The sequence below is a fragment of the Burkholderia oklahomensis C6786 genome (genome assembly GCF_000959365.1).
Taxonomy (GTDB): domain Bacteria; phylum Pseudomonadota; class Gammaproteobacteria; order Burkholderiales; family Burkholderiaceae; genus Burkholderia; species Burkholderia oklahomensis.
In genome coordinates, this window is record NZ_CP009555.1 from 1,219,719 (window position 1) to 1,244,864 (window position 25,146).

The 25,146-nt window shown below is 69.9% G+C and carries 18 protein-coding genes; 12 read left to right on the plus strand and 6 right to left on the minus strand.

Annotated elements, in window-relative coordinates; all coding sequences use genetic code 11:
* Nucleotides 1-108: 108 nt before the first annotated feature.
* Entirely contained in the window at nucleotides 109-2,607 is a 2,499-nt protein-coding gene (locus BG90_RS05390; RefSeq protein ID WP_045568074.1) for a family 20 glycosylhydrolase, read from the plus strand.
* Nucleotides 2,608-3,370: 763 nt separating this feature from the next.
* On the opposite strand, the gene nagE is transcribed toward BG90_RS05390, so the two are convergent.
* The 6 genes from nagE to BG90_RS05420 form a co-directional block, all read right to left on the minus strand.
* A complete protein-coding gene (gene nagE / locus BG90_RS05395; protein WP_045568075.1) occupies nucleotides 3,371-5,176 on the minus strand; it encodes an N-acetylglucosamine-specific PTS transporter subunit IIBC in 1,806 nt (601 codons plus the stop codon).
* 99 nt (nucleotides 5,177-5,275) lie between these two features.
* The gene (gene ptsP / locus BG90_RS05400; RefSeq protein ID WP_038802851.1) at nucleotides 5,276-7,882 is read right to left on the minus strand and encodes a phosphoenolpyruvate--protein phosphotransferase; all 2,607 of its coding nucleotides are present in this window, start codon (nucleotides 7,880-7,882) and stop codon (nucleotides 5,276-5,278) included.
* Between the two features lie 25 nt (nucleotides 7,883-7,907).
* Complete coding sequence (locus tag BG90_RS05405; protein WP_010113825.1) at nucleotides 7,908-8,915, minus strand: SIS domain-containing protein; 1,008 nt, start codon at nucleotides 8,913-8,915, stop codon at nucleotides 7,908-7,910.
* Entirely contained in the window at nucleotides 8,908-10,011 is a 1,104-nt protein-coding gene (gene nagA, locus BG90_RS05410) for an N-acetylglucosamine-6-phosphate deacetylase (RefSeq protein ID WP_010113824.1), read from the minus strand. Before nagA ends, BG90_RS05405 begins: the two co-directional genes overlap by 8 nt.
* Nucleotides 10,012-10,110: 99 nt before the next feature.
* Nucleotides 10,111-10,845: a GntR family transcriptional regulator gene (locus BG90_RS05415; protein WP_010113823.1), complete on the minus strand. Its 735-nt coding sequence runs from the start codon at nucleotides 10,843-10,845 to the stop codon at nucleotides 10,111-10,113.
* A gap of 520 nt (nucleotides 10,846-11,365) precedes the next feature.
* Nucleotides 11,366-12,289: a LysR substrate-binding domain-containing protein gene (locus tag BG90_RS05420; protein WP_010101523.1), complete on the minus strand. Its 924-nt coding sequence runs from the start codon at nucleotides 12,287-12,289 to the stop codon at nucleotides 11,366-11,368.
* A gap of 444 nt (nucleotides 12,290-12,733) precedes the next feature.
* On the opposite strand from BG90_RS05420, the gene BG90_RS05425 reads away from it, so the two are divergent.
* From BG90_RS05425 to BG90_RS05475, 11 genes are all read left to right on the plus strand, one after another.
* A complete protein-coding gene (locus BG90_RS05425; RefSeq protein ID WP_010113822.1) occupies nucleotides 12,734-14,500 on the plus strand; it encodes an AMP-binding protein in 1,767 nt (588 codons plus the stop codon).
* 79 nt (nucleotides 14,501-14,579) lie between these two features.
* Nucleotides 14,580-15,665, plus strand: a complete 1,086-nt coding sequence (locus tag BG90_RS05430; protein WP_010101521.1) for a hypothetical protein — start codon at nucleotides 14,580-14,582, stop codon at nucleotides 15,663-15,665.
* Nucleotides 15,666-15,717: 52 nt separating this feature from the next.
* Entirely contained in the window at nucleotides 15,718-15,966 is a 249-nt protein-coding gene (locus BG90_RS05435) for a phosphopantetheine-binding protein (protein ID WP_010113821.1), read from the plus strand.
* A 32-nt stretch (nucleotides 15,967-15,998) separates the two neighbouring features.
* Complete coding sequence (locus BG90_RS05440) at nucleotides 15,999-16,886, plus strand: hypothetical protein (RefSeq protein WP_010113820.1); 888 nt, start codon at nucleotides 15,999-16,001, stop codon at nucleotides 16,884-16,886.
* Nucleotides 16,883-17,443, plus strand: a complete 561-nt coding sequence (locus BG90_RS05445; RefSeq protein WP_010113819.1) for a hypothetical protein — start codon at nucleotides 16,883-16,885, stop codon at nucleotides 17,441-17,443. Before BG90_RS05440 ends, BG90_RS05445 begins: the two co-directional genes overlap by 4 nt.
* 18 nt (nucleotides 17,444-17,461) lie before the next feature.
* On the plus strand, nucleotides 17,462-18,445 hold the full coding sequence (locus BG90_RS05450) for a ferritin-like domain-containing protein (RefSeq protein ID WP_025989637.1): 984 nt from the start codon (nucleotides 17,462-17,464) through the stop codon (nucleotides 18,443-18,445).
* Nucleotides 18,446-18,449: 4 nt separating this feature from the next.
* Nucleotides 18,450-19,448 carry a beta-ketoacyl-[acyl-carrier-protein] synthase family protein gene (locus BG90_RS05455; RefSeq protein WP_010101511.1) on the plus strand — a complete coding sequence of 333 codons (999 nt, stop codon included), beginning with the start codon at nucleotides 18,450-18,452 and terminating at the stop codon, nucleotides 19,446-19,448.
* Nucleotides 19,438-20,634, plus strand: coding sequence for a PLP-dependent decarboxylase (locus tag BG90_RS05460; RefSeq protein WP_010113817.1), 1,197 nt, complete (start codon nucleotides 19,438-19,440; stop codon nucleotides 20,632-20,634). The genes BG90_RS05455 and BG90_RS05460 overlap by 11 nt, the downstream gene beginning before the upstream one ends.
* Before the next feature lie 7 nt (nucleotides 20,635-20,641).
* Nucleotides 20,642-22,210, plus strand: a complete 1,569-nt coding sequence (locus BG90_RS05465) for an acyl-CoA ligase (AMP-forming), exosortase A system-associated (RefSeq protein WP_010113816.1) — start codon at nucleotides 20,642-20,644, stop codon at nucleotides 22,208-22,210.
* Nucleotides 22,211-22,227: 17 nt separating this feature from the next.
* Nucleotides 22,228-23,277, plus strand: a complete 1,050-nt coding sequence (locus BG90_RS05470; RefSeq protein ID WP_045568076.1) for a 3-oxoacyl-ACP synthase — start codon at nucleotides 22,228-22,230, stop codon at nucleotides 23,275-23,277.
* A complete protein-coding gene (locus tag BG90_RS05475; RefSeq protein WP_045568077.1) occupies nucleotides 23,274-25,145 on the plus strand; it encodes an acyl-CoA dehydrogenase in 1,872 nt (623 codons plus the stop codon). Before BG90_RS05470 ends, BG90_RS05475 begins: the two co-directional genes overlap by 4 nt.
* Nucleotide 25,146: the final 1 nt, after the last annotated feature.

Below are 25,146 nucleotides of genomic sequence, written 5' to 3' on the forward strand. Positions count from 1 at the left end.
CTTTCGCCCGCGCGGCGCCCGAGCCTCCTCCGCAGCCTCCTTGAAAGACCCGATCGCAGCGACGTAATCCCACGGCGTCGTATCGCCGTTTTTTTCCAAGGAATCCCCATGAATCGAATCTCGCATTCCCTGTGCGCCGCCTTGCTGGCCGCGGCGGCGCTATTGCCCGCGGCATCGCGCGCGCAGCTACCCACGCGGGCCGCCGCCGGCCCGGCCGCGACGGCCGCACGGACGTCCCCCGCGCCCGCCACCCCCGCCGAGCTCGCCGCGATGCTGGCGAACGGCCTCGCGGTGCGCGTCTCCGTCGACAACAATCACGCGGCGTCGGCAGGCGTGCCATGCGCCGACCTCGGCGCCGACTGGGCGAGTTGCGCGACGGGCCGCCTGATCCTGCAGAACCGCGGCCATCCGCAGATCGCCGACGGCGGCTGGCGGCTGTATCTGCACAGCATTCGACGGATTCTCAGGATCGATCTCCCGGGCTTCGCGCTGCGCCATCTGACGGGCGATCTGTACGAGCTGACGCCGCAGCCCGGCACGATCAAGCTCGCGCAAGGCGAGCGGATCGAGTTGCCGTTCGTCGCCGAATACTGGCTGCGCCGCTACAGCGACGTGATTCCACGCCCGTACGTCGTCGTCGACGGCGCGCCGCCCGCGGTGCTCCGGTACGACGACACGGACGACGAGCTGCGCTACGTCGAAACGCTGCCCGCCGACGCGCAGAGCAACTCGCCCGGCAATGCGCCGCCCGTCGCCGCGCAGCCGGTCGCGAGCCGCGCGCTGCCGAGCGTGAAGCGGCAGCGCGCGCTGCCCGGCGCGCTCGATTTGCGCGGCGTCGATCTGACGCTGCCGGCGCTCTCGTCCACGCAGGTCGCGGCGTTGCGCGATCGCGCGGGCACGCTCGGCCTCGACGGCGCGGGCGTGCCCGTCTGGGGCGTCGTCGCGCCGCGCCGGCTGCCCGCCGACATCGCGGTGCCGGGCGGCTACCGGCTCGCGATCGGACCGCGCGGCGCGTTCGTCGAAGGCTACGATCGCGCGGGCCTCTACCACGGCGTGCAGACGCTCTTCTCACTCGCGCCGGCGGGCGGCGGAACCGTGCCGGCGATGCTCGTCGAGGACGCGCCGCGCTTCACCCATCGCGGGATGCACGTCGATCTCGCACGCAACTTCAAGCAGCCGGCGACGCTGCGCCGCCTGATCGACCAGATGAGCGCGTACAAGCTCAACCGGCTGCATCTGCATCTGTCCGACGACGAGGGCTGGCGCATCGAGATTCCGGGCCTGCCGGAGCTGACCGACATCGGCTCGCGCCGCTGCCACGATCCGAGCGAAACGCGCTGCCTGCTGCCGCAGCTCGGCTCCGGGCCGGACAATCGCTCGGGCGGCGGCTATCTGACGCGCGACGACTACATCGCGCTGCTGCGCTACGCGGCCGATCGCTTCATCGAAGTGATCCCCGAGATCGACATGCCCGCTCACTCTCGCGCGGCCGTCGTGTCGATGGAGGCGCGCTATCGCCGCTTGCACGCGGCGGGCCGCGAGCAGGAAGCGAACGCGTATCGTCTGCTCGATCCGCAGGACACGTCGAACCTGCTGACGGTCCAGTTCTACGACCGGCGCAGCGATCTGAACCCGTGCATGCCGGGCGCGCTCAACTTCGCGTCGAAGGTGATCCGCGAGATCGCGTCGATGCATGCGGACGCGCAAGCGCCGTTGCGCATCTGGCACTTCGGCGGCGACGAGGCGAAGAACATCCTGCTCGGCGCGGGCTTCCAGCCGCTCGACGGCACCGATCCGGGCAAGGGCCGCGTCGATCTCGCCGCGCAGGACAAGCCGTGGGCGCGCTCGCCCGCATGCACCGCGCTGCTGCAGCGCGGAGAAATCAAGTCGATCGACGAGTTGCCGACGCGCTTCGCGAAGCAGGTCAGCGCCGTTGTGAACGCGAACGGGATCGGCACGATGGCCGCATGGCAGGACGGCATCAAGCACGCGAACGGGCCGCAGGACTTCGGCACGCGCAGCGTGATGGTGTCGCTGTGGGACACGATCTTCTGGGGCGCGTCCGACAGCGCGCGCGACTTGAGCGCGAAGGGCTATCGGACGGTGCTCGCGCTGCCCGACTACCTGTACTTCGATTTCCCGTACACGCGTAATCCGCGCGAGCGCGGCTACTACTGGGGATCGCAGGCGACGGACGAGTACAAGGTGTTTTCGCTCGCGCCGGAGAACCTGCCGCAGAACGCCGAGGTGATGGGCGACCGCGACGGCAACCCGTTCGAGGTGACGAGCGCGGGCGCGGCGCCGCGCATCGAGGGCATCCAGGGGCAGGCGTGGGGCGAAGTGATGCGCAACGGGCAATTGCTCGAATACATGGTGTATCCGCGCCTCCTCGCGCTCGCCGAGCGCGCGTGGCACCGGGCCGACTGGGAGCTGCCGTATGCGGCGGGCGTGCGCTACAAGCTCGGCGACACGCATCACGTCGACACGGCCGCGCTCGAACGTGACTGGGCGGGCTTCGCGACCGTGCTCAAGCAGCGCGAATTGCCGAAGCTCGAACGCGCGGGCATCGGGTATCGCAAGCCGACGTTCACGCTGACGGGCGAGTGATCGGCGAGCCGGGCGACGCGTTGCGTGCGCGTCGCCCGGCTTGTTCGATATCAATGCGGGGGGCGAGCGGCACTCGATCGAGCGGCGGATGTCCGGTTCGGGCGCGTGCGTCGCTCGCGGCTTCGCGACGCCCATGGCGGCACGGCTTCATCGATGGGCCGCCTGCCCGGCACGCCGCGACGCTCGATCGGGGCGCCGCCCATGCGGCGAATGATCGGCTCGGCAAACCGCCGTCGCGGCTGATTCGCCGAAGCGCGCGCCGCGAGCCATACATTGCGCCGCCGCCACGACCACCGCAGAGACGATGCGGACGCGCCCGGACGCCGATCGGCGCGGCGCCATGTCGAGCGCGTATTGCCGTTCGCGATCGTCGTTTTCGTCGGGCGACAGGCGCAGCGCTCGCGTCCGGAATCAGGCTTCGCGGTGTCGGTCCGGCACGCGGCCGCCTTCTCGCTTGCTTCTTTCGCTAGTTTTTTCGCTCGCCGCTTCGCAAGTGGCATCGCCGAATCGCACCTCGAAGAAACACGATGTCTCGCGCATCGAGCAAGCCGCCTTCGGCGCGCCGGCGATCCGCGATGCCGCTCTGCCGAAGCCGCGGCGCCGCCCGCGTGCCGTTTCCTTTGCCGTTCGCCTTTCGCCGCGCGAAAAACCGCCTGCGCCGACCGCCGGATCAAAGAAAAAACGGCTTGCGACAATCGCAAGCCGTTTCCCGTTTGTCGATCGAAGCCGAACCCGCCGCGCGGATTCGGCCGACCCAGTCGCGTCAGGCCGGCTGAGCCGCCGCGCCGCCGTCCGTCGACGGCAGGCGCGCCGCGAGCTGCTGCGCGTAGCGCGGCGCCGCCGGACCGCAGACGATGTGGAACGTGTCGCTCGAGACCCACGCGACGTCGAGCGTCGCCAGGCGCTGACGATCGACCGCCGACGGATCACGCACGACGATGCGCAGGCGCGTCGCCGCAACCGCGTCGAGCGACGCGACGTTCGTCGCGCCGCCGAACACCGCGAGCCAGCGCGTCGGTTCCGGATCGAGCGGCCCGGCCGGCGAGCCGGCGGCCGATGCCGCCGAAACAGACGCAACAGACGCGGCAGGCGCGGCAGGCGCGGCCGCAGCCGCAGCCGCGGCGCCAGCCGGCGCGGACGCCGCCGCGCCGCTGCCGAGCGTCGCGCGAATCTCGTCGGCGATGATGTCCGCCTCCGGCCCGATGATCACCTGCACGCTGCTGCCGCCGCGCTTCAGCACGCCGCGCGCGCCGATCGTGCGCAGATCCGCTTCGGACACCTTGTTCGGATCGACGACGGACAGACGCAGGCGCGTCGTGCACGCATCGACGACCGACAGGTTCGCCGCGCCGCCAAGCGCCGCGATGTAGCGCTGCGCGCGCGGCACGGACGCGCCGGCCGTCGGCGCGACGAAGCCGCCCGACGCGAACGACTGCGCTTGCGCGTCGGCGCCGGCCGGCTCGCGGCCCGGCGTCGCCATGTTGAACTTGCGGATGAAGAAGCGGAACAGGCCGTAGTACGCGACGCCGTACGCGACACCGAGCGGGATCGCGATCCAGCCCTTCGTCGCCAGCCCGTAGTTCAGCACGTAGTCGATCGCGCCCGCCGAGAACGTGAAGCCGAGCTTCACGCCGAGCATCTGGCAGATCGCGAGCGACAGCCCCGTCAGCACCGCGTGGATCACGTAGAGCACCGGCGCGAGGAACATGAAGCTGAACTCGATCGGCTCGGTCACGCCCGTCAGGAACGACGTGAGCGCCATCGAGAACAGCAGGCCGCCGACGACCGCGCGACGCTCCTTCGGCGCTTCGTGAAACATCGCGAGACACGCGGCCGGCAGGCCGAACATCATGATCGGGAAGAAGCCCGCCATGAAGCCGCCCGCGGTCGGATCGCCCGCGAAGAAGCGGTGCAGGTCGCCCGTCACCGCCGCGCCGCCCGCCGCCGGCGTGAACGTGCCGAACACGAACCAGACGAGCGAATTGATGATGTGGTGCAGCCCCGTGACGAGCAGCAGACGGTTCAGGAACCCGTAGACGAACGTGCCGATCGCGCCCGCCGTCAGCAGCCACTGGCCGATCGCGTCGATCGCGTGCTGCACCGGCTGCCACACGTAGCCGAACACGATCCCGAGCACGACGCACGCGAGCCCCGTGATGATCGGCACGAACCGCTTGCCGCCGAAGAACGCGAGGTAGTCGGGCAGCTTGATGTCCTTGTAGCGGTTGTACAGGAGCCCCGCGACGACGCCCGCGATGATCCCCGACAGCACGCCCATGTTCAGCTTCGGATCGATGTCCTTCATGATCGCGACTTCGATCAGATAGCCGATCGCACCCGCGAGCGCCGCGACGCCGTTGTTGTCCTTGGCAAAGCCGACCGCGACGCCGATCGCGAACAGCAGCGGCAGGTTGTCGAAGATCGCGCCGCCGGCGTCGGCGATCATCTTGATGTTGAGCACGTCCTGCTGCCCGAGGCGCAGCAGGATGCCCGCCACCGGCAGCACCGCGATCGGCAGCATCAGCGCCCGACCGAGGCTTTGTATTTTCAGAAACGGGTTCCCGTCCATTCGATCCTCCAATCCTTATCGTGTCTCGTCGTTGAATAATTGCTCAGCCATGTGGGTTGAAACCGAAACGCACGCGATACGCCTGACGCCGGACGCTCTTCAGTCCGCCGGCCAGATCTCGCGGCTTGCTGCCCTCACCGCCTGCGCCGATTCGAGCGCGAGCAGGTCTTGCGCGCGCTGCCGGCACAGCTGGTAATCGAGACGGCGCACCTGCGCCTTGATGCCCGGCACCGACCCCGGGTCCACCGACAATTCCGTCACGCCGAGGCCGACCAAGACCGGCACCGCGACCGGGTCGCCGCCCAGCGCGCCGCACACGCCGACCCACTTGCCGTGCTTCTCGGCGCCGCGCACGGTCGCGTCGACGAGCCGCAGCACGGCGGGATGCAAGCCGTCCGCGAGCGCCGCGAGATCCGCCTGGCAGCGGTCCATCGCGAGCGTGTATTGCGTGAGATCGTTCGTGCCGATCGACAGGAAGTCCGCGTGCTTCGCGAGCTGGTCGGCGAGAAGCGCGGCCGACGGCACCTCGATCATCACGCCCACTTCGACGGGCTCCGCGCGGCCCATCGCGCGCGCGAAGTCGTCGATGCGCTTCCTAATGCGCACGAGCTCGCCGACGTCCGTCACCATCGGCAGCAGGATCCGCACCGAGCCGTACGGCTGCACCGCGAGGAGCCCCTGCAGCTGATCGTCGAGCAGATCCGGGCGCACCTGCGCGAGCCGGATCCCGCGCAGGCCGAGCGCCGGGTTCGGCTCGGGCGGCAGCGTCAGATAGTCGACTTCCTTGTCCGCGCCGACGTCGAGCGTGCGGATGATCGCCGTGCGCCCTTGCAGCGCGTCGACGATCGACTGATAACTCTGCTGATGTTCGGACGTCGTGGGCGCGGCCTGCCGATGGATGAACATCAGCTCGGTGCGCAACAGGCCGATCGCGTCGGCGCCGTTGTCGACCGCGACGCGCGCGTCGTCGAGCGTCGCGATGTTCGCGGCGACTTCGATCTTGTGGCCGTCGCGCGTCACCGCGGCTTCGCCCGACACGCGCCGGTTCGCTTCGCGCACGCCCGCGAGACGCTGCCGTTCGAAGCGCGCGCGCTCGACGTCGAGCGCGGTCGGCGCGTATTCGAGGCGGCCCGCGCTCGCATCGACGACGACCTGCGTGCGCTCCGGAATCGCATACAGCGCATCGCCGACCGCGACGAGCGCCGGGATGCCGAGCTGGCGCGCGATGATCGCCGCATGCGAGGTCGCGCCGCCGCGCGCCATCACGAGCGCCTGCACGCGCTCGCGATCGAGCGACGACAGATCGGACGGCGTGAATTCCTCCGCCGCGAGCACCGCTTCGGCGGGCAGCTCGCGCGCGGTCGCGCTCGCGTGGCCGAGCGCGCGCAATACGCGCTTGTCGATGTCGCGCAGATCGGCCGCGCGCTCGGCGAGGAGCGCGTCGTCGACGTCGGACAGCACGGCGGTCTGCGCGCGGATCGTCTCGCGCCATGCGTAGCCCGCGCTCTTGCCGAGGCTGATCAAGTCGCGCGCGGCGTCGACGAGCGCCGGGTCTTCGAGCAGCACGCGGTGCACGGCGAAGATGCCGGCTTCGCCGATCGCGCCGCGCTGCGACGCTTCGCGCACCGTCGTCTCGAGCTCCGCGTCGACGGCGGCGAGCGCGCGGTCGAGCAGGCGGCTCTCGGCCGCCGGCGTGCCGCTCGCGAGCTCGGGCGGCGCGATGTCCGCGTCGTCCCAGCGCACGAGCGCGCCGACCGCGATGCCGGGCGCCGCGCACACGCCCGCGAGCGTGTTCGGATCGAGCGGCGCGAGCCCCGCCGCCGCGACGACGGGCGCCGGAGACACGATGCGCGCCGGCTTCTCTTCGACCTCGCCGTGCGCTTCGCGCAGCAGCTCGTGCGCGACGAGCTCGATCGCCTTCGCCGCGTCGCGGCCCGTCGCGACGAGCTCGATCGTCGCATGCTCGCCCGCGCCGAGGCCGAGCAGCCCGACGACGCTTTGCAGCGCCGCCTTGCGGCCTTCGAAATGCACGTCGACGTGTGCGTCGAGCCCGCGCGCCGCCTCGCGCGCACGGGCGGCCGGCCGCGCGTGCAGGCCGCCCGGCTGCGTGAGCGTGATCGACTTGCGCGCTTCGGCGGCGGGCTCCGCGGCGCTCGCGGCGGCGGCGGCGGCGCCTGCGCCTACACCTGCGCCCGCCGCCGCGCTGCGCGCGCGCAGCGTAAGCAGCGGCGTCTCGCCCGCCTTCGCGACGCCCGCGCCCGCGCGCCCGACGACTTCGAACGCATCCGAATTCGCGACCGCGATCACCGACACGAGGCTATGCGCGGAGCGCGCGATCGCATCCTGATCGAACTCGATCAGCAGATCGCCCGCCGCGACGCGCGCGCCTTCCGCGACCTTCGCCGCGAAGCCGAGCCCGTTCAGCTCGACCGTGTCGATGCCGATGTGCAGCAGGATTTCCGCGCCGCCGTCGGCCGCGATCGTCACCGCGTGGCCGGTGCGCGCGACGTGCGACACGATGCCCGCGCACGGCGCGACGAGCCGGCCCTCGAGCGGATCGATGCCGATGCCGTCGCCGAACATGCCGCCCGAGAACACAGGATCGGGCACGTCGGCGAGCGGCACGACGGGTCCCGTCAACGGAGCGACCAGCACGGTCTGGTCGTGGGATGCTTGCTTCAACTGTGACTCCTCGGCACGTCTCATGGCTGTCTCGTCTGGTCGGTGATCGTCAGTGAGTTTCGGTGACTTTGTGCAGATGGCGCGGCGCGTCGGGATCGCGGCCGCGTGCGACGGCGAGCTCGGCTGCCATCACGTAGAACGAAAGGATTGCGGCAATCGGATCGAGCGCCGGATGCGCGGTGCGCGCAAGCGGCAGCGTCGCGTCGGGCGTGCCCCCGGGCGCGGCGAGCAAAACGCGCGCGCCGCGTGCGCGCATGTCGCGCGCGAGTTGCAGAAGACCCTCCTGCTCCGGCCCGGGCGGCGCGAACACGAGGAGCGGATAGTCGCGGTCGATCAGCTCCATCGGGCCGTGCCGCACTTCGGCGCTCGAGAACGCCTCGGCCTGGATGCCCGACGTTTCCTTCAGCTTGAGCGCCGCCTCCTGCGCGATCGCGAGGCCGAGCCCCCGGCCGATCACGATCATCCGCTCGACGTCGCGCAACTCCTCGACGGCGGACGACCAATCGAGCCGGCCCGCCTGCCCGAGCGCGTCGGGCAGGCTGCGCAGCGCGGAGACGAGCGCGGCGTCGCGCTGCCAGAACGCGACGAGCTGCGCGGACAGCGACAGCATCGCGATATAGCTCTTCGTCGCGGCGACCGACAGCTCGGGGCCGGCGAGGAGCGGCAAGGGATGCTCGCACGCGTCGGCGAGCGGCGACGGCAGCACGTTGACGGCGGCGACCGTCAGCGCGCCGGCTTCGCGCAGCGCGGTCATCGTGTTGACGAGGTCCGGGCTCTTGCCCGATTGCGAGAACGCGAGCGCGAGCTGGCCCTGCACCTTGAGGGGCGCCTGCTGCAGCGTCGCGACCGACATCGGCAGCGACGCGACGGGCACGCCGAGGCGGCTCATCGTCAGGCTCGCGAAATAGCTCGCCGCGTGATCGGAGCTGCCGCGCGCGACGGTCAGCGCGACCTGCGGCACGTTCGCGGCGAGGTGGAGCGCGAGCGCCTCGACGCGGCGCGTGTCCGCGAGCTGCGCGGCGACGACGCGCGCCGACTCGCGCGCCTCGTTAAGCATATTCGACAATCGATTCTCCTTCGACAAAGGTCGCAGTCAGGTTCAGTTCGCGATCGAACACGACGAGATCCGCCCACGCGCCGCGCTCGATGCGACCGCGATCGGCGACGCCGAGATAGTCGGCCGCGTAGCGCGACATCCGGTTCGACACGTCGGCGATCGGCAGGCCGAGCGACACGAGATTGCGCAGCGCCTGGTCCATCGTCAGCGTGCTGCCGGCGAGCGTGCCGTCGGCGAGGCGCACGCCGCCCAGGCACTTCGTCACGCGCTGGCTGCCGAGCCGGTACTCGCCGTCGGGCATGCCCGTCGCCGACGTGCTGTCGGTCACGACGTACAGGCGCGGAATCGCGCGCAGCGCGGCGCGGATCGCGCCCGGATGCACGTGCAGCAGATCGGGGATGATCTCCGCGTACTCGGCGTGCGCGAGCGCCGCGCCGACGATGCCCGGATTGCGGTGATGCAGCGGCGACATCGCGTTGAACAGATGCGTGAAGCCGCACGCGCCGTGCTTGAGCGCGGCGACCGCGTCGTCGTACGTGCCGAGCGAGTGGCCGAGCTGCACGCGCACGCCGCGCGCGGCCATCTCCGAAATGATCTCGATGTGGCCGGAGATTTCCGGCGCGAGCGTGACGACGCGGATCGGCGCGATCGACAGATACTTCAGCACCTCGTCGAGCACCGCGGAAACCGCCGCGTCCGGCTGCGCGCCCAGCTTGCCGGGATTGATGTACGGGCCTTCGAGATGCACGCCGAGCACGCGCGAGCCGCCCGGCGTGCGCACGCGCGCGACGTCGCCGAGATCCGCGACGACGCGCATCAGCTCGTCGCGCGGCGCCGTCATCGTCGTCGCGAGCAGGCTCGTCGTGCCGTAGCGCGCGTGCGTGCGCGCGATCATCTCGATCGCGTCGCCGCCTTCCATCACGTCGGCGCCGCCCGCGCCGTGCACGTGCAGATCGATGAAGCCGGGCAGCACGTAAGGCGCGTCGTTCTTCGACGGGTCCGTCGCGTCGCCCGACAGCGCGGTGATCCGGCCGTTCTCGAACTCGAGCGTGCCGTGGATCCAGCCTTCGGAGGTGAGTATGTTTCCGGTCAGCATGACGTTCTCTGATATCTGGTGATGCGTATTGGGTCGGTACTGCGTACTGCTGCGAGAGGGCCTGCGGGTCGTCCGGGCTGCCGCCGACAGTCTGTCGTGTCAGCGTTTCAGCTCGGCGACGAAATCGTAATAGTCGTCGCGGCAATAGGTTTCGGTCGTCTCGATCGCGCGCCGGTCGGCGCCGTAACCGATCCGCGTGATGACGAGCAGCGCGGCGCCCGGCGCGACGCCGAGCCATTGCGCGACGTCGGTCGGCGCGTTCACCGCGCGAAACCGCTGCGACGCGCGCACCACTTCGAGGCCGCGCGACTGCAGGTAGCTGTACAGCGACCCTTCGAGCACCTGCGGCTCGGGCACGCAGGTCGCGGGCAGCGTCGAGCGCTCGTACGCCATCACGACGCCGTCCGCGCGCCGCAGCCGTTCGAGGCGCGCGACCGTCGCGCCGGACGAAAGACCGAAGCGCGCGATTTCGTCGCGGCGCGCGGCGCGCAGGCTGCGCGCGAGCCACACCGAATCGGGCGCGAACCCGCGCTGGCGCATCTTCGCCGAGAACCCGACGAGCCGCGACAGCGGATCGGCGACGCGCGGCGTGATGAAGCTGCCCGCGCCGCGCACGCGGCGGATGAGGCCCTGCTCGACGAGGAGCGCGAGCGCGCGGCGCGCCGTGATCCGCGACACGCCGGCCGCCGACGACAAGCCGCGCTCGGACGGCAGCGCTTCGCCGGCTCGCCATGTGCCGCCGTGAATCGCGTCGGCGAGATTGCGGGCGAGCTGCAGGTAGAGCGGGGTGTCGCTGCGGGCGTCCGGCGCCAGCGCCGACCAGCCGATGTCCATAGGTCTCCGGGTGCGAAAACGGAAGGGCGTACAAGGGCGTCGTCCGAAAAAGCGAAGCCATTATATAACCAAAATAATACCAGTCAATTTGCGGCCGGCCGCCCTTCTGAAATCGCCGAAACGGTTGCCCGGCAAGGGAGACAACACGTCAAAACCCTTTATTTACAAAGCACTTCAGGATAGGTATTTACCCTAGACATTGACGTTGGTTGACGTGCGTCAGCATCGACGCCCGGTCAGGAAAGCCAGCCGACAGAGACCGGAATAGCACCAGTCGTCCATACTGGTATGCATCTTGGGAATGTCGCCCGCGGCTTGCCGCCGGCGCGGCGGGAACGGGAAGACCGGGACGGCTTGCGCGATGGTCGCGTTGCCACGTCGCGCTTACGCACGATGCGCACGGCGTATCGAGAAAGGGATGCGAGGAGGAAGCCGCGAGCGCCGGCGCGCTCGACAAGCACAAACGTGGATGAGGCGACGCCCGTGGCGGCCCGATCGCGCCGCGGCGTTCGGCGCGCGGTCAATCGACGCCGACCATGCCCTCGATGCGCTGCGCGACGTGCGCCTCGTGCCACTCGACGAACGAGCGCGCAGCAAGCGACAGTCCCGCCTCGCGCCACATCAGTACGAGCTCGATCAGCGCGGATGCGTCGGTGAGCGGCACGTACGCGACGCCCGGCTTGCGCAGCGTCGATACGGCCTCGGGCACGATCGCGACGCCGCGTCCCGCCGCGACGAGCGCGATCATCGTCGTCATCTGCGACGCGCTCGGCCCGCGCCGCGGCGTGAAGCCCGCCGTCGCGCACAGGTCGAACGCCTTGCGGTCGAGCGTCGAGCCGTAGCCCGGCGGAAACAGCACGAACGTCTCGTCGGCGAGCCGCTCGACGGCAAGCGACGCCTCGTTCGCGAGTTCGCGCTCTTCCGACACCGCGACGACGAGCGGCTCGGCCGCGATCGTCTTGACCCGGCATCCCTCGTAGTCCTCGATAGAATTCTTCCAGCCGATGCCGATGTCGAGCAACCCTTCCTTGATGCTGCGGCTCTGCTGCGCGGACGATGCCTCGACGAGCGACAGCTCGATGTCCGGAAACGAACGCGCGAAATTGCGGATCAGCGTGCCGAATGCATCGCAAAGCGGCACCGAGCTCGTATAGCCGAGCGCGACCTTGCCTTCCTTGCCGAGCGCCGCGCGCTGCGACGCGATCTCCGCGCGATGCACGGCGTCGAGCACTTCGCGCGCGTGCGGCAGGAAGAGTTCGCCTTCGGCCGTGAGCTTCACCGAGCGCGTCGAGCGATCGAACAGCCGCAAGCCGAGCTCGCCTTCGAGCGCGGAGATGTGCCGCGTGAGCGGTGGCTGCGCAAGGTGCAGACGCTGGGCCGCCTTGCCGAAATGAAGCTCCTCGGCGACGACGATGAAATAACGCAGGCGTCGTAGATCGATCATCTTTTTCGTTCCAAGTATCAATCTGTCGTAATTCGGTATTGGCATTAATCGACCTTAATGGGTGAGACTACGCCTCGTCGCGAGTTATCGACATTTCGGAAACTCGATAGCCGTTTATACCTGAATTTTCGCCGAACGTTTGTGCAGTTTTTTAACGCGTGTGTTCCGCGCATTAATTCACCGCGAGCGATCGCACCGGCCCGCCATATGGTCGGACAGGCCTATGACGCGGGTTCCGCCGCGATCGGCACAGCGCCGCTTACGTGCCGATGACGAGTATTTCGGCGACGGAACTTCTCCGTCAAGCATGTTGCCAATGAAATTTGGGCTCTGAACCTTCGTTTCCCGTATGGAAATTGTCAGGAAAGCGCGCTTATTTGAAGAACAATTCCGATTAATTATTGCGAATCGAGTTTTAGCGACTTTTTAATAAAGGGGCAGTCAATGCGCGATTCCTCGCTGCTGATCGAAAGGCTGTTGGCTCCGCTCGGAGAGGGTCGGAACCGCCACGCGCACGGCGTCGGCACGCTCGACGAGAGCGGCATCGAGCACGTGCTGTCCTACCGACAACTGAGCGAAGCGGGCCTGCGCATGAGCGCCGCATTGAACGCGCTCGGCGCGCGGGCGGGCGATCTCGCCCTCCTCGCGCTGCCCGCGACGAGTGACTATCTCGCGCTCCTCGTCGGCTGCGTGCTGTCGGGCGTCGTGCCGTGCACGGTGCCGCCGCCGCTCAAGCGCGCGAGCGGCTCGAGCCCGCAAGTGCTCGAAGTCGCGTGCCTGCTCTATCGCCCGACGTTCGTGTTCACGGCGTCCGCGCACGTCGCCGAGCTCGAGGCGCGACTGCGCGACACGGGCGCGCGCGTGATCGACGTCGGCATCCTGCGCGCCGCGTCGACGGGCGCCGAGCCGCGGCTCGCGCGGCGCAGCGCCGACGACACGCATCACATCCAGCTGACGTCCGGCTCGACATCGCATCCCAAAGCGGCCGTCATCAGCCATCGCAACGTCGCGGCCAACATCGCCGGCATCGCGAACGCATGCGGCTACAGCAAGCACGCCGGCGACAACACCGTGATCTGGCTGCCGCTGCATCACGACATGGGCCTCGTCAGCCTGTTGCTGCATCTGTATTGCAAAACGTCGCTGCGGCTGATGCCGTCGATGAGCTTCGTGCGCAATCCGCTCGGCTGGCTCAGGCGCATCGCGCACACGGGCTCGACGATCGCCGTCGCGCCGACCTTCGCGCTGCGCTACTGCGTGCGCCGCTTCAACGCGGCGACGATGGACGGCGCGGACTTCAGCCATCTGCGCACGTTCCTCGTCGGCGCGGAACGGGTCGATCACGCGACGCTTTCCGATTTCGCGTCGACGTTCGCGCCATTCGGCTTTCACGCATCGACGCTGCAGCCGTGCTACGGGATGGCGGAGGCGACGCTCGCCGTCACGCTGCACCGCTCGATCGACACACCGAGCAGTTCGGCGTTCGCGCACGTGATCGCCGATCGCATCGACACCGCGTCCCTCGCGCAGCATCACCGCGCAACGCCCGTGCCCGACGCTCACGCGGGCGCGACCGACACGCTGATCGCCGTCGGCGCGCCGCTCGACGAAATGGCCTACGAGATACGCGATGCGCAGGGCCGGCTCGCCGCCGAGCGCGACGCGGGCGAAATCTTCATTCGCGGCGCGTCGGTCATGCAGGGCTATCTGCCGAGCGCCGACGCACCCGCGCCGCAACCGTTCGACGCGCACGGCTGGTTCGCGACGGGCGACATCGGCTACGTGAGCGGCGACCAGCTCTTCATTCTCGGGCGCAAGAAGGAAATCATCATCATTCGCGGCACGAACTACTTTCCGCACGAGATCGAGGAGACGATCGACAGCCATCCGGCCGTCTACAAAGGCGCATGCATCGCCGTGGGCATCCACGACGAGACGCAGGGCACCGAGAATCTCGTCGTCCTCGTCGAGGCGCACGCGAATCACGCGAACAGCGATTCGCGCGCCGAGTTGCAGACGCGCATGCAGCAGCGGCTCGGCTATTGCGCGCAGCGCATCGCGTTCGTCGAACCGGGCGCGCTGCCGCGCACGACGAGCGGCAAGCCGCAACGACTGAAGGCGCGCGCGATGTTCATGAGCGGCGAGCTGCGCGAGATCGCGCTGCCGCCATCGCGCCGCTCCGATGCCGATCGCGTCGCGTCGTATCCATGACCGCGCCGCCGCTTCGCGCTCCGCTGCCGCGCGCTTTCCGCGCACGGCTTCTCCAACGCATGCCACTGCACGATCGCCGATGATGCTCGACACCGCCCTGCCCGACACGCCTACGCGCACGTTCCCCGATGCCGCCGATCTGCCGACGCTCGCCGCGCAGCCGGTTCGCGAGCGCCTCGCCGCATTCGGCGCGCCGCCCGCGGCGCTCGACGCGCTGCTGCGCGCCGGCGCGACGCGCCTGCTCGACAGCGACATGATCATCGCGCAGCCGCGCACCCTTGCCGCCGCACGCGACGATGCGCGCGCGACGACACCGCTGCGCTACGAGCAATCGGCGCAAACCGAGGCGGTGCTCGAGCAAATCGCGCACGAAGGGTTCGCGCCACATTTCAAGCCGTTCATGCGCGGCTTCTCGCGCGTGATGTCGGCGCTCTTCCTGACGCCGGAGCAGGACGCGAAGGTCCAGGCGTATCGCGCGGCGGGTCATCATCTGCGCTTTTTGATGAGCGACGGCGGGGGCCCCGCGCTCGCGAGCTGGCGCTCGACCGTGCGCGGCGAGGACGGCCGCATGGTGCTCGCGATCGACAAGGTATGGGGCATCGAAGCTCATCGCGAGAGCATCGGGCTCGTCGCCGTGCGCGCGCCGGGCGCGTTCATGCCGGCCGCCTATCTCGTGTGGCCCGAGCAGTACCGCACGCTCGAACGCGCCGTGTGCGGCGAGCCGTTCCTCGAAGGCGGACTGCAGCTCGGCAACGTGCGCGGCGAAGTCGAGACGATGCCCGAGGATCGCCTGCGCATCGGCGGCCCGAACGTGTTCAGCAAGTATCTGACGATCGTGCGCCCGTACTTCGTGCGCGCGCTGATGGCGCACGTCGGCTGGCTCGCGCGCGAAGGCCGGCTCGCGCTCTCGCCCGCGCACGAATCGATCCGGCGCTTCGTCGCCGACGCCGCGCGCACGCAGTCGCGCTCGAGCGTCTATGGCGCCGACACCGTGCAGCGCGTGCTCGCGCTCAAGTTCGCCGCGAACGAGCTGCTCGGCGATCTCGTGCGTGGCGGCGCGGTACGCCGCTTCGACGATCAGCGCGACCTGCTCGCGCTGTCGAAGATGGAAGGCAGCGCATACCGCTGCTACTACGAAATCCGGATGGGCACGAAGCGCGCCTGATCCGCCGTTCACAGTTCACCGTTTGTCTTTCCACTCGAAAAAGGAACCTGTCATGAGCACGCCAGCCGCTGAAACGCTGCCCCTTCTCGCACGCGAAGTCGCGAAGATCCTGCACGTCGAGGCCGTCGAAACCAACGTCGGCATCGGCGAGCTCGGCATCGACTCGCTGAACATCGTCGAGCTGATCGTCTTTTGCGAGCAGCTCTACGGCTCGATCGATCCCGAAACGCTGAACATCACGCAATACACGACGCTCGCGCAGCTCGACGCCGAACTGCGCGCGCCGCAGACGGCCGCGTAACGCGCGGCGCGAAGCAGCACACGAGGCCGCCGATGATCGAGCTCGCTCCCATTCCGGAACCCACCGCGACGACGCTCTCCGCTGCGCGCCTGCAGTTGCGCGCGCTCGCGTACCGGCGCATCGCGGCGGCGGCGGGCGGCGTCGACGATCTGCTCGACGCCGCCGCGCAGCTCGGCCGGCTGCTCGGCCGCGAGGCGCTCGCGTGCGTCGGGACCGCGTCCGGGCATGCCGCGATCGACGACTACGTGGTGTGCTCGACGATCCTCTCCGGCCTGCTGATGGACGACTCGCCGCATCACGCCGCGTTCGTCGGCGCGATCGCATCGCACGGGCCGCGCGCCGTGGACTGGCTCACGCACGGCTACGAATGCGCGAGCTGGGGATACGTGTTCCGCGAAACGCTCGGCAAGGCGATGCACACCGGCACGCGCCGGCTGCTGCTGCAGATCGTCGACGTCGACATCCATCGCTTCAGCTACTGGCTGACCAACCCGCAATGGGGCGCGTCGGGCTTCGGCATCTGCACGCTCGCACTTGACGTCGCGCCGGGCGTCGACTGGCCGCTGCATCTAGGCGCGGCGCCGCCCGCGCACGCGCTCGCGATGCTCGGCCGGGCGTTCGCCGCGTTCGGCCGCGAACGCCCGGGCACGCCGGTCGCGCCGCCGTTCTTCAAGGAGGCATCGCGGCGGGCGCTGCTCAAGTGCCTCGGCGGCGCGCCCGTGCATCCGGACGGCCATGCGCGCTTTGGCCACGCGTTCGGCAGCGATCCGTGGATCTCGCTGTTGCTGCATCGATGCGCGCCCGGCGCGCCGGCCGTCGCACGCGCGATCGTCGGCTCGCTCGCGCTCAACGGCTACTTCGCGATCGCCGAGATCGGATACGACGCCGCCGCGCGCTTTCGCCTGGACGACACCGCATGACGCCCTTCGCCATTCACCGCTACCGGCTCGAACGCGCGCCCCGCACGCCGGTGCTCGTGCGCGCGTCGAGCTACGGCATTCCCGCCACGACGACCGACGACTACGCGCGCCTTGCCGCGTACCAGCCGGATTCGACGGCGCCCGTGCTGCTCGACCACGCGCAGTACGCGCGCTTCATGTCGGAACTCGTCGATGCGCTGTGGCAGGCGCTCGGCGCCGAGACGCGCGTATTCGTCCGGTTCCGGATGCCGTACAACGGCGCGCTGCCCGCGAACCTGCTCGATCCGCGCGTGCTGATCGGCAGCGGCCTCGACACGCAGATGGCGTTCTGGTCGCGCGTCAAGGCGCAGCCCGGCATCGGCATCGTCGACCAGATTCGCCGCGATCTCGATTACCCGGGCGACAACACGCTCGCCTTCGCGAGCGCGAGCGAGGACCGGCTCGACGCGCTGGAAGCCGCGCTGCTGCGCGACTGGCCGCGCTACGCGATCCGGCTCGCGCGCGCCGACGGCGCCGCGGCCGGCCACGCGGCGCGACCGGACACCCGCTTCGCCTAACCGACCATGGAAGCCACTATGCAACCGTACGAAGACGCCGCCCGCAGCCATCGCTGGTCGATGCCCGTCGACGCGCTGATGATGGGCGACTACGAGTATCGCGAGACCGCGCTCACGAACCTGTATCACAAGGCGAAGGCCGCTCAGTGGGACGTCAACCGCGACATCGACTGGAACGTGACGCTCGACCCCGACAATCCGCTCGGCATGCCCGACGGGATGCTGCTCGTGTTCGGCACCGATCTGTGGCACAGGCTCGGCGCCGCCGAGCGCGCGGAGATGCGCCACCACTGGCAGGGGTGGCTGCTGTCGCAGATCCTGCACGGCGAGCAGGCGGCGCTCATCTGCGCATCGAAGCTCGCGAGCGCCGAGGAGAGCCTGTCCGCGCGCCTGTGCGCGGCCGCGCAGATCATGGACGAGGCGCGCCACGTCGAGGCGTACGCGAAGCTCGTCAACGAGAAGATCAGCGTGCGCTACCCAATGAGCCGCTCGCTCGAAGGGCTGCTGAAGGACACCGTCACGTCGAACGCGCTCGACATCACGAACCTCGGGATGCAGGTGCTCGTCGAAGGAATCGCGCTGTCGACGTTCCAGACCGTCGTCGCGTTCAGCACCGATCCGTTCGTCAAGGACCTGTTCGCACGCATCCAGCGCGACGAGGCGCGCCATTTCGCGGTCGGCCGGCTCACGCTCGCCCGCGTGTATTCGGACATGACGTCCGCCGAGATGAAGGAGCGTGAGGAATTCGTGAGCGAGGGCGCGTCGGTGCTGTACGAGCATCTGTGCGCGGACGACATCTGGGAGCCGCTCGGCTATTCGAAGCAGGCCTGCGCGCAGATGGTGCGCGAATCCGAGGTGTCGCGCGCGCTGCGCCGCTCGATCTTCCGCCGCCTCGTGCCGACGATCCGCGAGATCGGCCTGCTCACGCCGCGCGTGCGACGGACCTTCGAGCAGCTCGACGTGATCGATTACGAAGACATGCCGCTCGCAATGGACATGTGACGCCATGCGCCCAGATCAAGCGAACCACTGGATCGGCATCGACGCCGCCGCGTACGAGCTGCCCGACGCGGCGATCGAGATCGACGCGTGGGCGGCCCGCCACGCATGGCCGCGCGCGCAGGTCGACGCGATCCTCGAATCGGGCTGCCGGTTCTTCCACGCGGCGCCGGAAACGAGCGAGGTCGAGCTCGCGTCGCGCGCGGTCGGCGCGCTCGTCGACACGACGGGCATCGCGCCGTCGTCGATCGACCTGATGGTGCACGTGCACACGCAGACGTTCAGCATGCCCGCGCCGCCGCGCAGCCTGCCCTACGAAGTCGCGCACGCGCACGGCATCCGGCCGCTGTGGAGCGGATCGATCGAGCAACTGAACTGCGCGTCGATCGCCGCGGCGATCAGGATGATCGGCGCGCTCTTCGTCGCGTATCCGCAGGCGCAATCGGCGCTCGTCGTGTCGGCCGACCGCGCGTACGACGAAGCCACCCGGCTGCGCCAGTTCTCCGGCATCCAGGGCGACGGCGCCGGATGCCTGCTCGTGACCCGCAACAGCCGCCGCAACCGCGTCGGCGGCGTCGCGCTGCACAACCATGCCGCGTGGTACCCGGGCTCCGATTCGGCGAAGGATGTCGAGCGCGCGATGATCTCGACCGAATGGCTGCACACGCACCGTGTCGTCGACGCCGCGTGCGCGCTGACGGGCCGGCCGATCGCGAACTACGAGCGCATCCTGCCGATCAACACGGATCTGCGCGGCTGGCATGCGCTGTGCCGCGCGCTGCGCGTACCCGCCGAGCGGCTGTTCGGCGAGAACGTCGCGCGCTGCGGCCACGTGTGCTGCTCCGATTTCGCCATCAATCTCGCCGACGACGGCCTCGCCGCGCTCGACGCGGGCCGGCACGTGATGGGCGTCATGCAGTCGAACGTCGGCGCGTTCGCCGCCGTCGCGCTGCATCCGCTCGAAGTCGCTTCGTCGTCCACTCCTTCCGAGGCCTATGAACACTGACACGATCGGATCCGCGCCGCACGCCGCGGCCGACGCCGGGAACGCCGACTGGCTCGACGGGCTCGACACGCCCTGCTACGTGTTCGACCCGCAATGCGTGCTCGCCGGCTACGCCGCACTGCGCGCGGCACTCGGCACGCGCCTCGTCGTGTCGCTGAAGGCGAACTCGCACGCGGACCTGTTCCTGCGTTGCGCGCACGCGTTCGAAGACGGCATCGAGCTCGCGAGCCAGGGCGAGCTCGACACCGTCGTCGGGCGCGGCAAGCACGTGAAGTACCTGAACAACCCGGCGATGGGCGACGCGCTGATGCGCGCGGGCATCGCGTCGCGCTGCCACTTCATCCTCGACGGTCCGGACATGGTGCGCCGCTTCATCGCGCTCGCGTCCGGCAAGGAGACCGAAGACGTGATGCTGCGCATCAACGCGGGCGCGCTGCTCGGCGCGCATGCGCCGAAATCGCTGCGCGACCATTTCGGCATGACGCCCGCGGAGGCGCTCGGCATGGCGAACCTTCTCACGCAGGCGGGCCGCCGCGTGGCGGGGCTGCACGCGTTCGTTGGCTCGGGCAACTTCCGCGCCGGCCCGACGAAGGGCGGCGACGCGGATTCGGCCGACCTCGCGTGGGCGCTCGCGCAGCTCGCCGAGCAGATCGAATCGCTCGTGCGCGCGCCCGTCACGCATCTGAACCTGGGCGGCGGGTTTTCGGAAAAAGGCCACGACGACGCAACCTTCGAGCGCTACCGCGCGCGCATCGCGCCGCTCGCGAAGCGCTACACGCTCGTGCACGAGGCGGGCCGCGCGATCTTCGCGAACGCGGGCGTGTTCGTCACGCGCGTGCGCGCGGTCAAGGTCTGGGACGACCGCGTGATCGCCGTGTGCGACGGCGGCATGAGCCACAACTTCCTGCTCGCGAAAACGGAAGCCGTCCTGAAGACCTGGGAAGCGCCGACGCTCGTGCCGGCCGGGCCCGCCGACGCGCATCGCGCGCCGAACACGCTGCCGGTCACGTTCGTCGGCAACACCTGCAACCGCGCCGACGTGATCGGCCGGCTCGAGCGTCATCCGCGGCTGCCGCAGCCGGGCGACTTCGTCGTGTTCTCGCAATGCGGCGCCTATCACCACTCGTACACCGTGAGCGGCTTCCTGTCGCACAAGCCGGCTCAGGTTTACATCCGTCAGGCATGAGAGCGTCATGAATCCACACATCCGACTCGTCGACCTCCTCGACTCCGCCGCCGCGCAGCGGCCCGACGGCATCGCGATCGCCGATCCGCGGCGGCGCATGCGCTATGCGCAGCTCGCGGCCGACGTGCGCCGCGTCGCCGCCGCGCTCGCCGCGGCCGGCATCGAGCCGGGCGAACGCGTCGCGACCTATGCGCCGAAAGCGTACGAGACGATCGTGACGATGCTCGCCGCGAATCTCGTCGGCGCGATCGTCGTGCCGATCAATCCGCAGTTGCGCGACCATCAGGTGCTGCACATCGTCGCCGACAGCGGCTCGCGCCTGATGCTCACCACCGCGCCGCGCCTCGCCCGGCTCGCCGCGCGGCCGGCCGGGCTCGTTAGCTGGCTCGTCGACGACGTCGCCGCCCTCGCCGGCGCGAGCGACGATGCGGATTACGCGGGCCACGCGCACGCCGTCGATTCCGATCCGGCCGCGATCCTCTACACGTCCGGCTCGACCGGGCGCCCGAAGGGCGTCGTGCTGTCGCACCGCAATCTGACCGCGGGCGCCGACAGCGTCGCCGCATACCAGCGGCTCGCGCACGACGACGTGATCCTCGGCGCGCTGCCGCTCAGCTTCGACGCGGGCCTGAGCCAGCTGACGAGCGCGCTCGCCGCGCAAGCGTGCTACGCGCCGCTCGACTTCCTGCGCGCGGAGGAAGTGCCCGCGTGGTGCGCGCAAGTCGGCGTCACGTCGATCACCGGCGTACCGCCGCTGTGGATGCAGCTCGCCGCGGTCGCGTGGCCCGATAACGCGCGCCTGCCGGTGCGCCGGATCGCGAACACGGGCGGCACGATGCCGCAGCCGCTGCTGCACCGGCTGCGGCAGATCTTCCCGAACGCCGCGCCTTATCTGATGTACGGCCTCACCGAGGCGTTCCGCTCGACGTACCTGCCGCCCGAGGACTTGGCCGCGCACCCCGGCTCGATCGGCAAGGCCGTGCCGAACGCGCAGATCCTCGTGCTGCGCGCCGACGGCAGCGAGTGTGACGCCGGCGAGCCGGGCGAGCTCGTGCATCGCGGCGCGTTCGTGACGCTCGGCTACTGGAACGCGCCCGAGCTGACCGCGCAGCGCTTCCGCGCGCTGCCGCACGCGCGCCACCCGGTGTCGCTCGCGGACGTCGCGGTGTGGTCGGGCGACATCGTGACGCGCGACGCGGAAGGCTTCCTCTATTTCGTGTCGCGCGCCGACGAGATGATCAAGACGTCCGGCTATCGTGTGAGCCCGACCGAGATCGAGGACATTCTGTTCGAATGCCCGGAAACGCTCGAAGCCGTTGCGTTCGGCGTGCCGCATCCGACGCTCGGCCAGGCGATCGTCGCGTGCGTGTACGGCGGCGGCGATCCCGCGCAATGCCGGCAGGCGCTGATCGACGCGTGCCGCGCGCGGCTGCCGTCGTACATGGCGCCGCAGCACATCGAGATCGCCAGCGCGCCGCTGCCGCGCAATCCGAACGGCAAGATCGACCGGCCGCTGCTCAAGCGCGCCCACTTGTCGCGTTTCGAGACCGAGCCGAGCGCGGCCGCGCTCGGCTGATCGAGGTGACGAAGACCATGCTCACGATCCATCACACCGCGATACGGCAGCCGTCCCGCCAGCCGGTCGACGCGGCGCAGGCGGCCGGCCGCTACCGCTACGACGGCCGGCTCGCGCCGCATGCGATCCGCTTCGCGATGCCGTACGAACGGCTCGACTACGACGCGCGCACGTTCGCCCATCTGGCGCGCTCGGCGCCGGCGTCGCTGCCCGTCGAGACGGACGGGCGGACACTGTCGGACCTCGCGCTCGAGGCCGTGCGCGAGGTCATCGACGCGGCGGGCCCCGACGCGTGCGCGTCGATCTCGCAGATCGTCGTCGCGCAGGCGTCGCTCAACGAGCACGCCGGCGAATCGGTTGCCGGCCGGATGCAACACGCGCTCGGGCTCAAGCACGTCGTGCCGTTCGCGCTCGGCCAGTGCGGCACGCTCGGCCTGCACACGGCGCTGCCGCTCGCGCGCGGGCTGCTGCGCGAAGGCAGCCGCATGCTGTTCGTCGCCGCCGACAAATGGGTGTATCCGTTCCTGCGCGCGTACGGCGAGTTCGTCGCATACGGAGACGGCGCCGCCGCGATCCTGCTTGGCGGCGCCGACGGCGACACCCATGCCGATGCCGACGACGAAGCCCACGCGCGCGTGCTCGGTCACGCGCTCGCGCACGGCGACGTGATCGCCGACCCGTGGGCGCGGCAGCCGGCCGAGCTCGAACGCGCGCTCGTCGCGCCGACCGTCGACGCGGTGCGCGCGGCGCTCGACGACGCGGGCGTCGGCGCCGCGCAGATCGACTGCTTCGCGCCCGGCGGCTTCAGCGCGTCGTTTCGCACGACGCTCGCGCACGCGCTCGCGATCCCGCCGTCGCGTCTGCAGAGGCGCGGCGGCGTCGAGCACCTGTCCACCGCCGACACGCCGCGCGCGCTCGCGCAGGCGCAGGCGTCGCTCGCGCCCGGCGAGCGGCGGCTCGCGCTCTTTTGCGACACCGCGCTCGCGGGCGGCGCGGGCGCGCTCGTCGCGGAACTGCGCGGCGCGCGCGCGCCGTTCTCGTCCACCCGAACCCGGTATCCGTCATGAGCGCCTATCAAGTCAGCCTGCGCGAACTGCGCTTCTTTCTGTGGGAACTGTTCGACGCCGAAGCGGCGTTCCTGTCGCACGCGCCGTACCGAACGCACGACCGCGCGTACTACGACCGTCTGCTCGAACGCGCGCGCGACTTCGCGCTCGAGATCGGCGAGAGCTATCGCGCAAGCGACATCGAATCGTGCTCGCTGCGCGACGACGGCACGGTGCGCATCCCAGCCGATTTCCACGTGCTGTGGCCGCGCTTTCGCGACGAATGGGCGGGCCTGCTGTTCGATCGCCATTCGGCCGAAGCGGGCGATGCGCCGCACGCGGACGTGCCGATGGTCGTCAAGCAAGTGGTGTTCGAGATGCTGATGGGCGCGAATCCGTCGTTCATGACGTACGGCGGCTTCACGCACCCGGCGTGCAAGCTGTTGACGCTGCACGGCACGCCGGGGCAAAAGGCGCTGCGCAAACCCCTGTTGCGCTACGACTGGGACGCGTGCTTCTGCGCGACCGAGCCGCAGGCGGGCTCCGACATGACGGCCGTGCGCACGGTCGCGACGCCGCTTGGCGACGACGTCTACGCGGTGACGGGCGAGAAGGTCTACATCTCGGCCGGCATGCACGACCTGACCGAGAACACGCTGTACTTCGTGCTCGGCCGCATCGGCTCGACGGCGCTCGATTCGTTCTCGCTGTCGTGCCTGATCGTGCCGCGCTTCTGGCGCAACGACGCGACGGGCAAGCTCGAATCGAATCACGTCGAATGCGTCGCGGTGCCGCGCAAGATGGGGCTGAACGGCTGCGCGAACACGCATCTCGTGTTCGGCCGAAGCGGCACGACGCGCGCGCATCTGCTCGGCAACCGCAAGAACGTCGGGCTGCTGCAGCTCGTGCCGCTGATGAACCAGGCGCGCATGGGCACGGGGCTCTTCGGCATCGGCGTCGCGTCGAGCGCGTACCTGCAATCGGTGTCGTACGCGCGCCGCCGCGTGCAGGGCCGGCCGATCGACTCCGCGTCGGACACGGCCGCGCCGCGCGTGCGGATCGTCGAGCACGGCGACGTGCAGCGGATGCTCGTCGACATGAAAGCGCGCGTCGAAGGCTGCCGCGGCCTGCTCGGCAAGCTGACCGCGGCCGCGACGCGCGCGACGATCCTCGAGGCGACGCCCGGCGCGGACCCGGCCGACATCGAGCGCGCGCGCAAGCTTCAGTTGCTGCTCACGCCGATCTGCAAGGCGTTCATCTCCGACCAGGCGTGGCGCATCTGCGAAACCGCGATCCAGGTGCACGGCGGCGTCGGCTACACCGATGCGAGCCCCGTCGAGCAGAACGCACGCGACGTGAAGATCCTGTCGATCTGGGAAGGCACGAACTACATCCAGGCGCAGGACCTCGTGCGCGACAAGCTCGGCTTCGGCCGCAAGCCGCTGCTGCTGCGCTACTTCCGCGATGCGCTCGACGCGAGCCTCGCGCGCATCGAGCCCGCGGCCCCCGCGTCGTTCGCCGCGTGGTTCGCGCAGTTGCGCGACGCGGCCGACGCGCTCGCGCGCGCGCTCGCGTCGATCGCGCGCGCGGTGCGGGACGGCCACATGCATGCGAGCAGCCAGGTCTACACGCGCTTTCTCGAAATGTTCGGGCTCGTCGCGTCCGCATGGGCGCTGCTCGAAGCCGCGTGCATCGCCGAACGGCGCCTCGCCGAGCGCGAGGTCACGGCCGCCCCCGCCGAAGCCGCGTTCTATCGCGGCAAGGTGAAGGCCGCCCGCTACTGCTTCGCGAACCTGCTTCCGCTCGCCGCCCAACACGCGGCGGCGATCGACGCGCTGCCGGACATCGCATGCGCGATCACCGCCGAAGAACTCGCCGAGGTCGAATGAC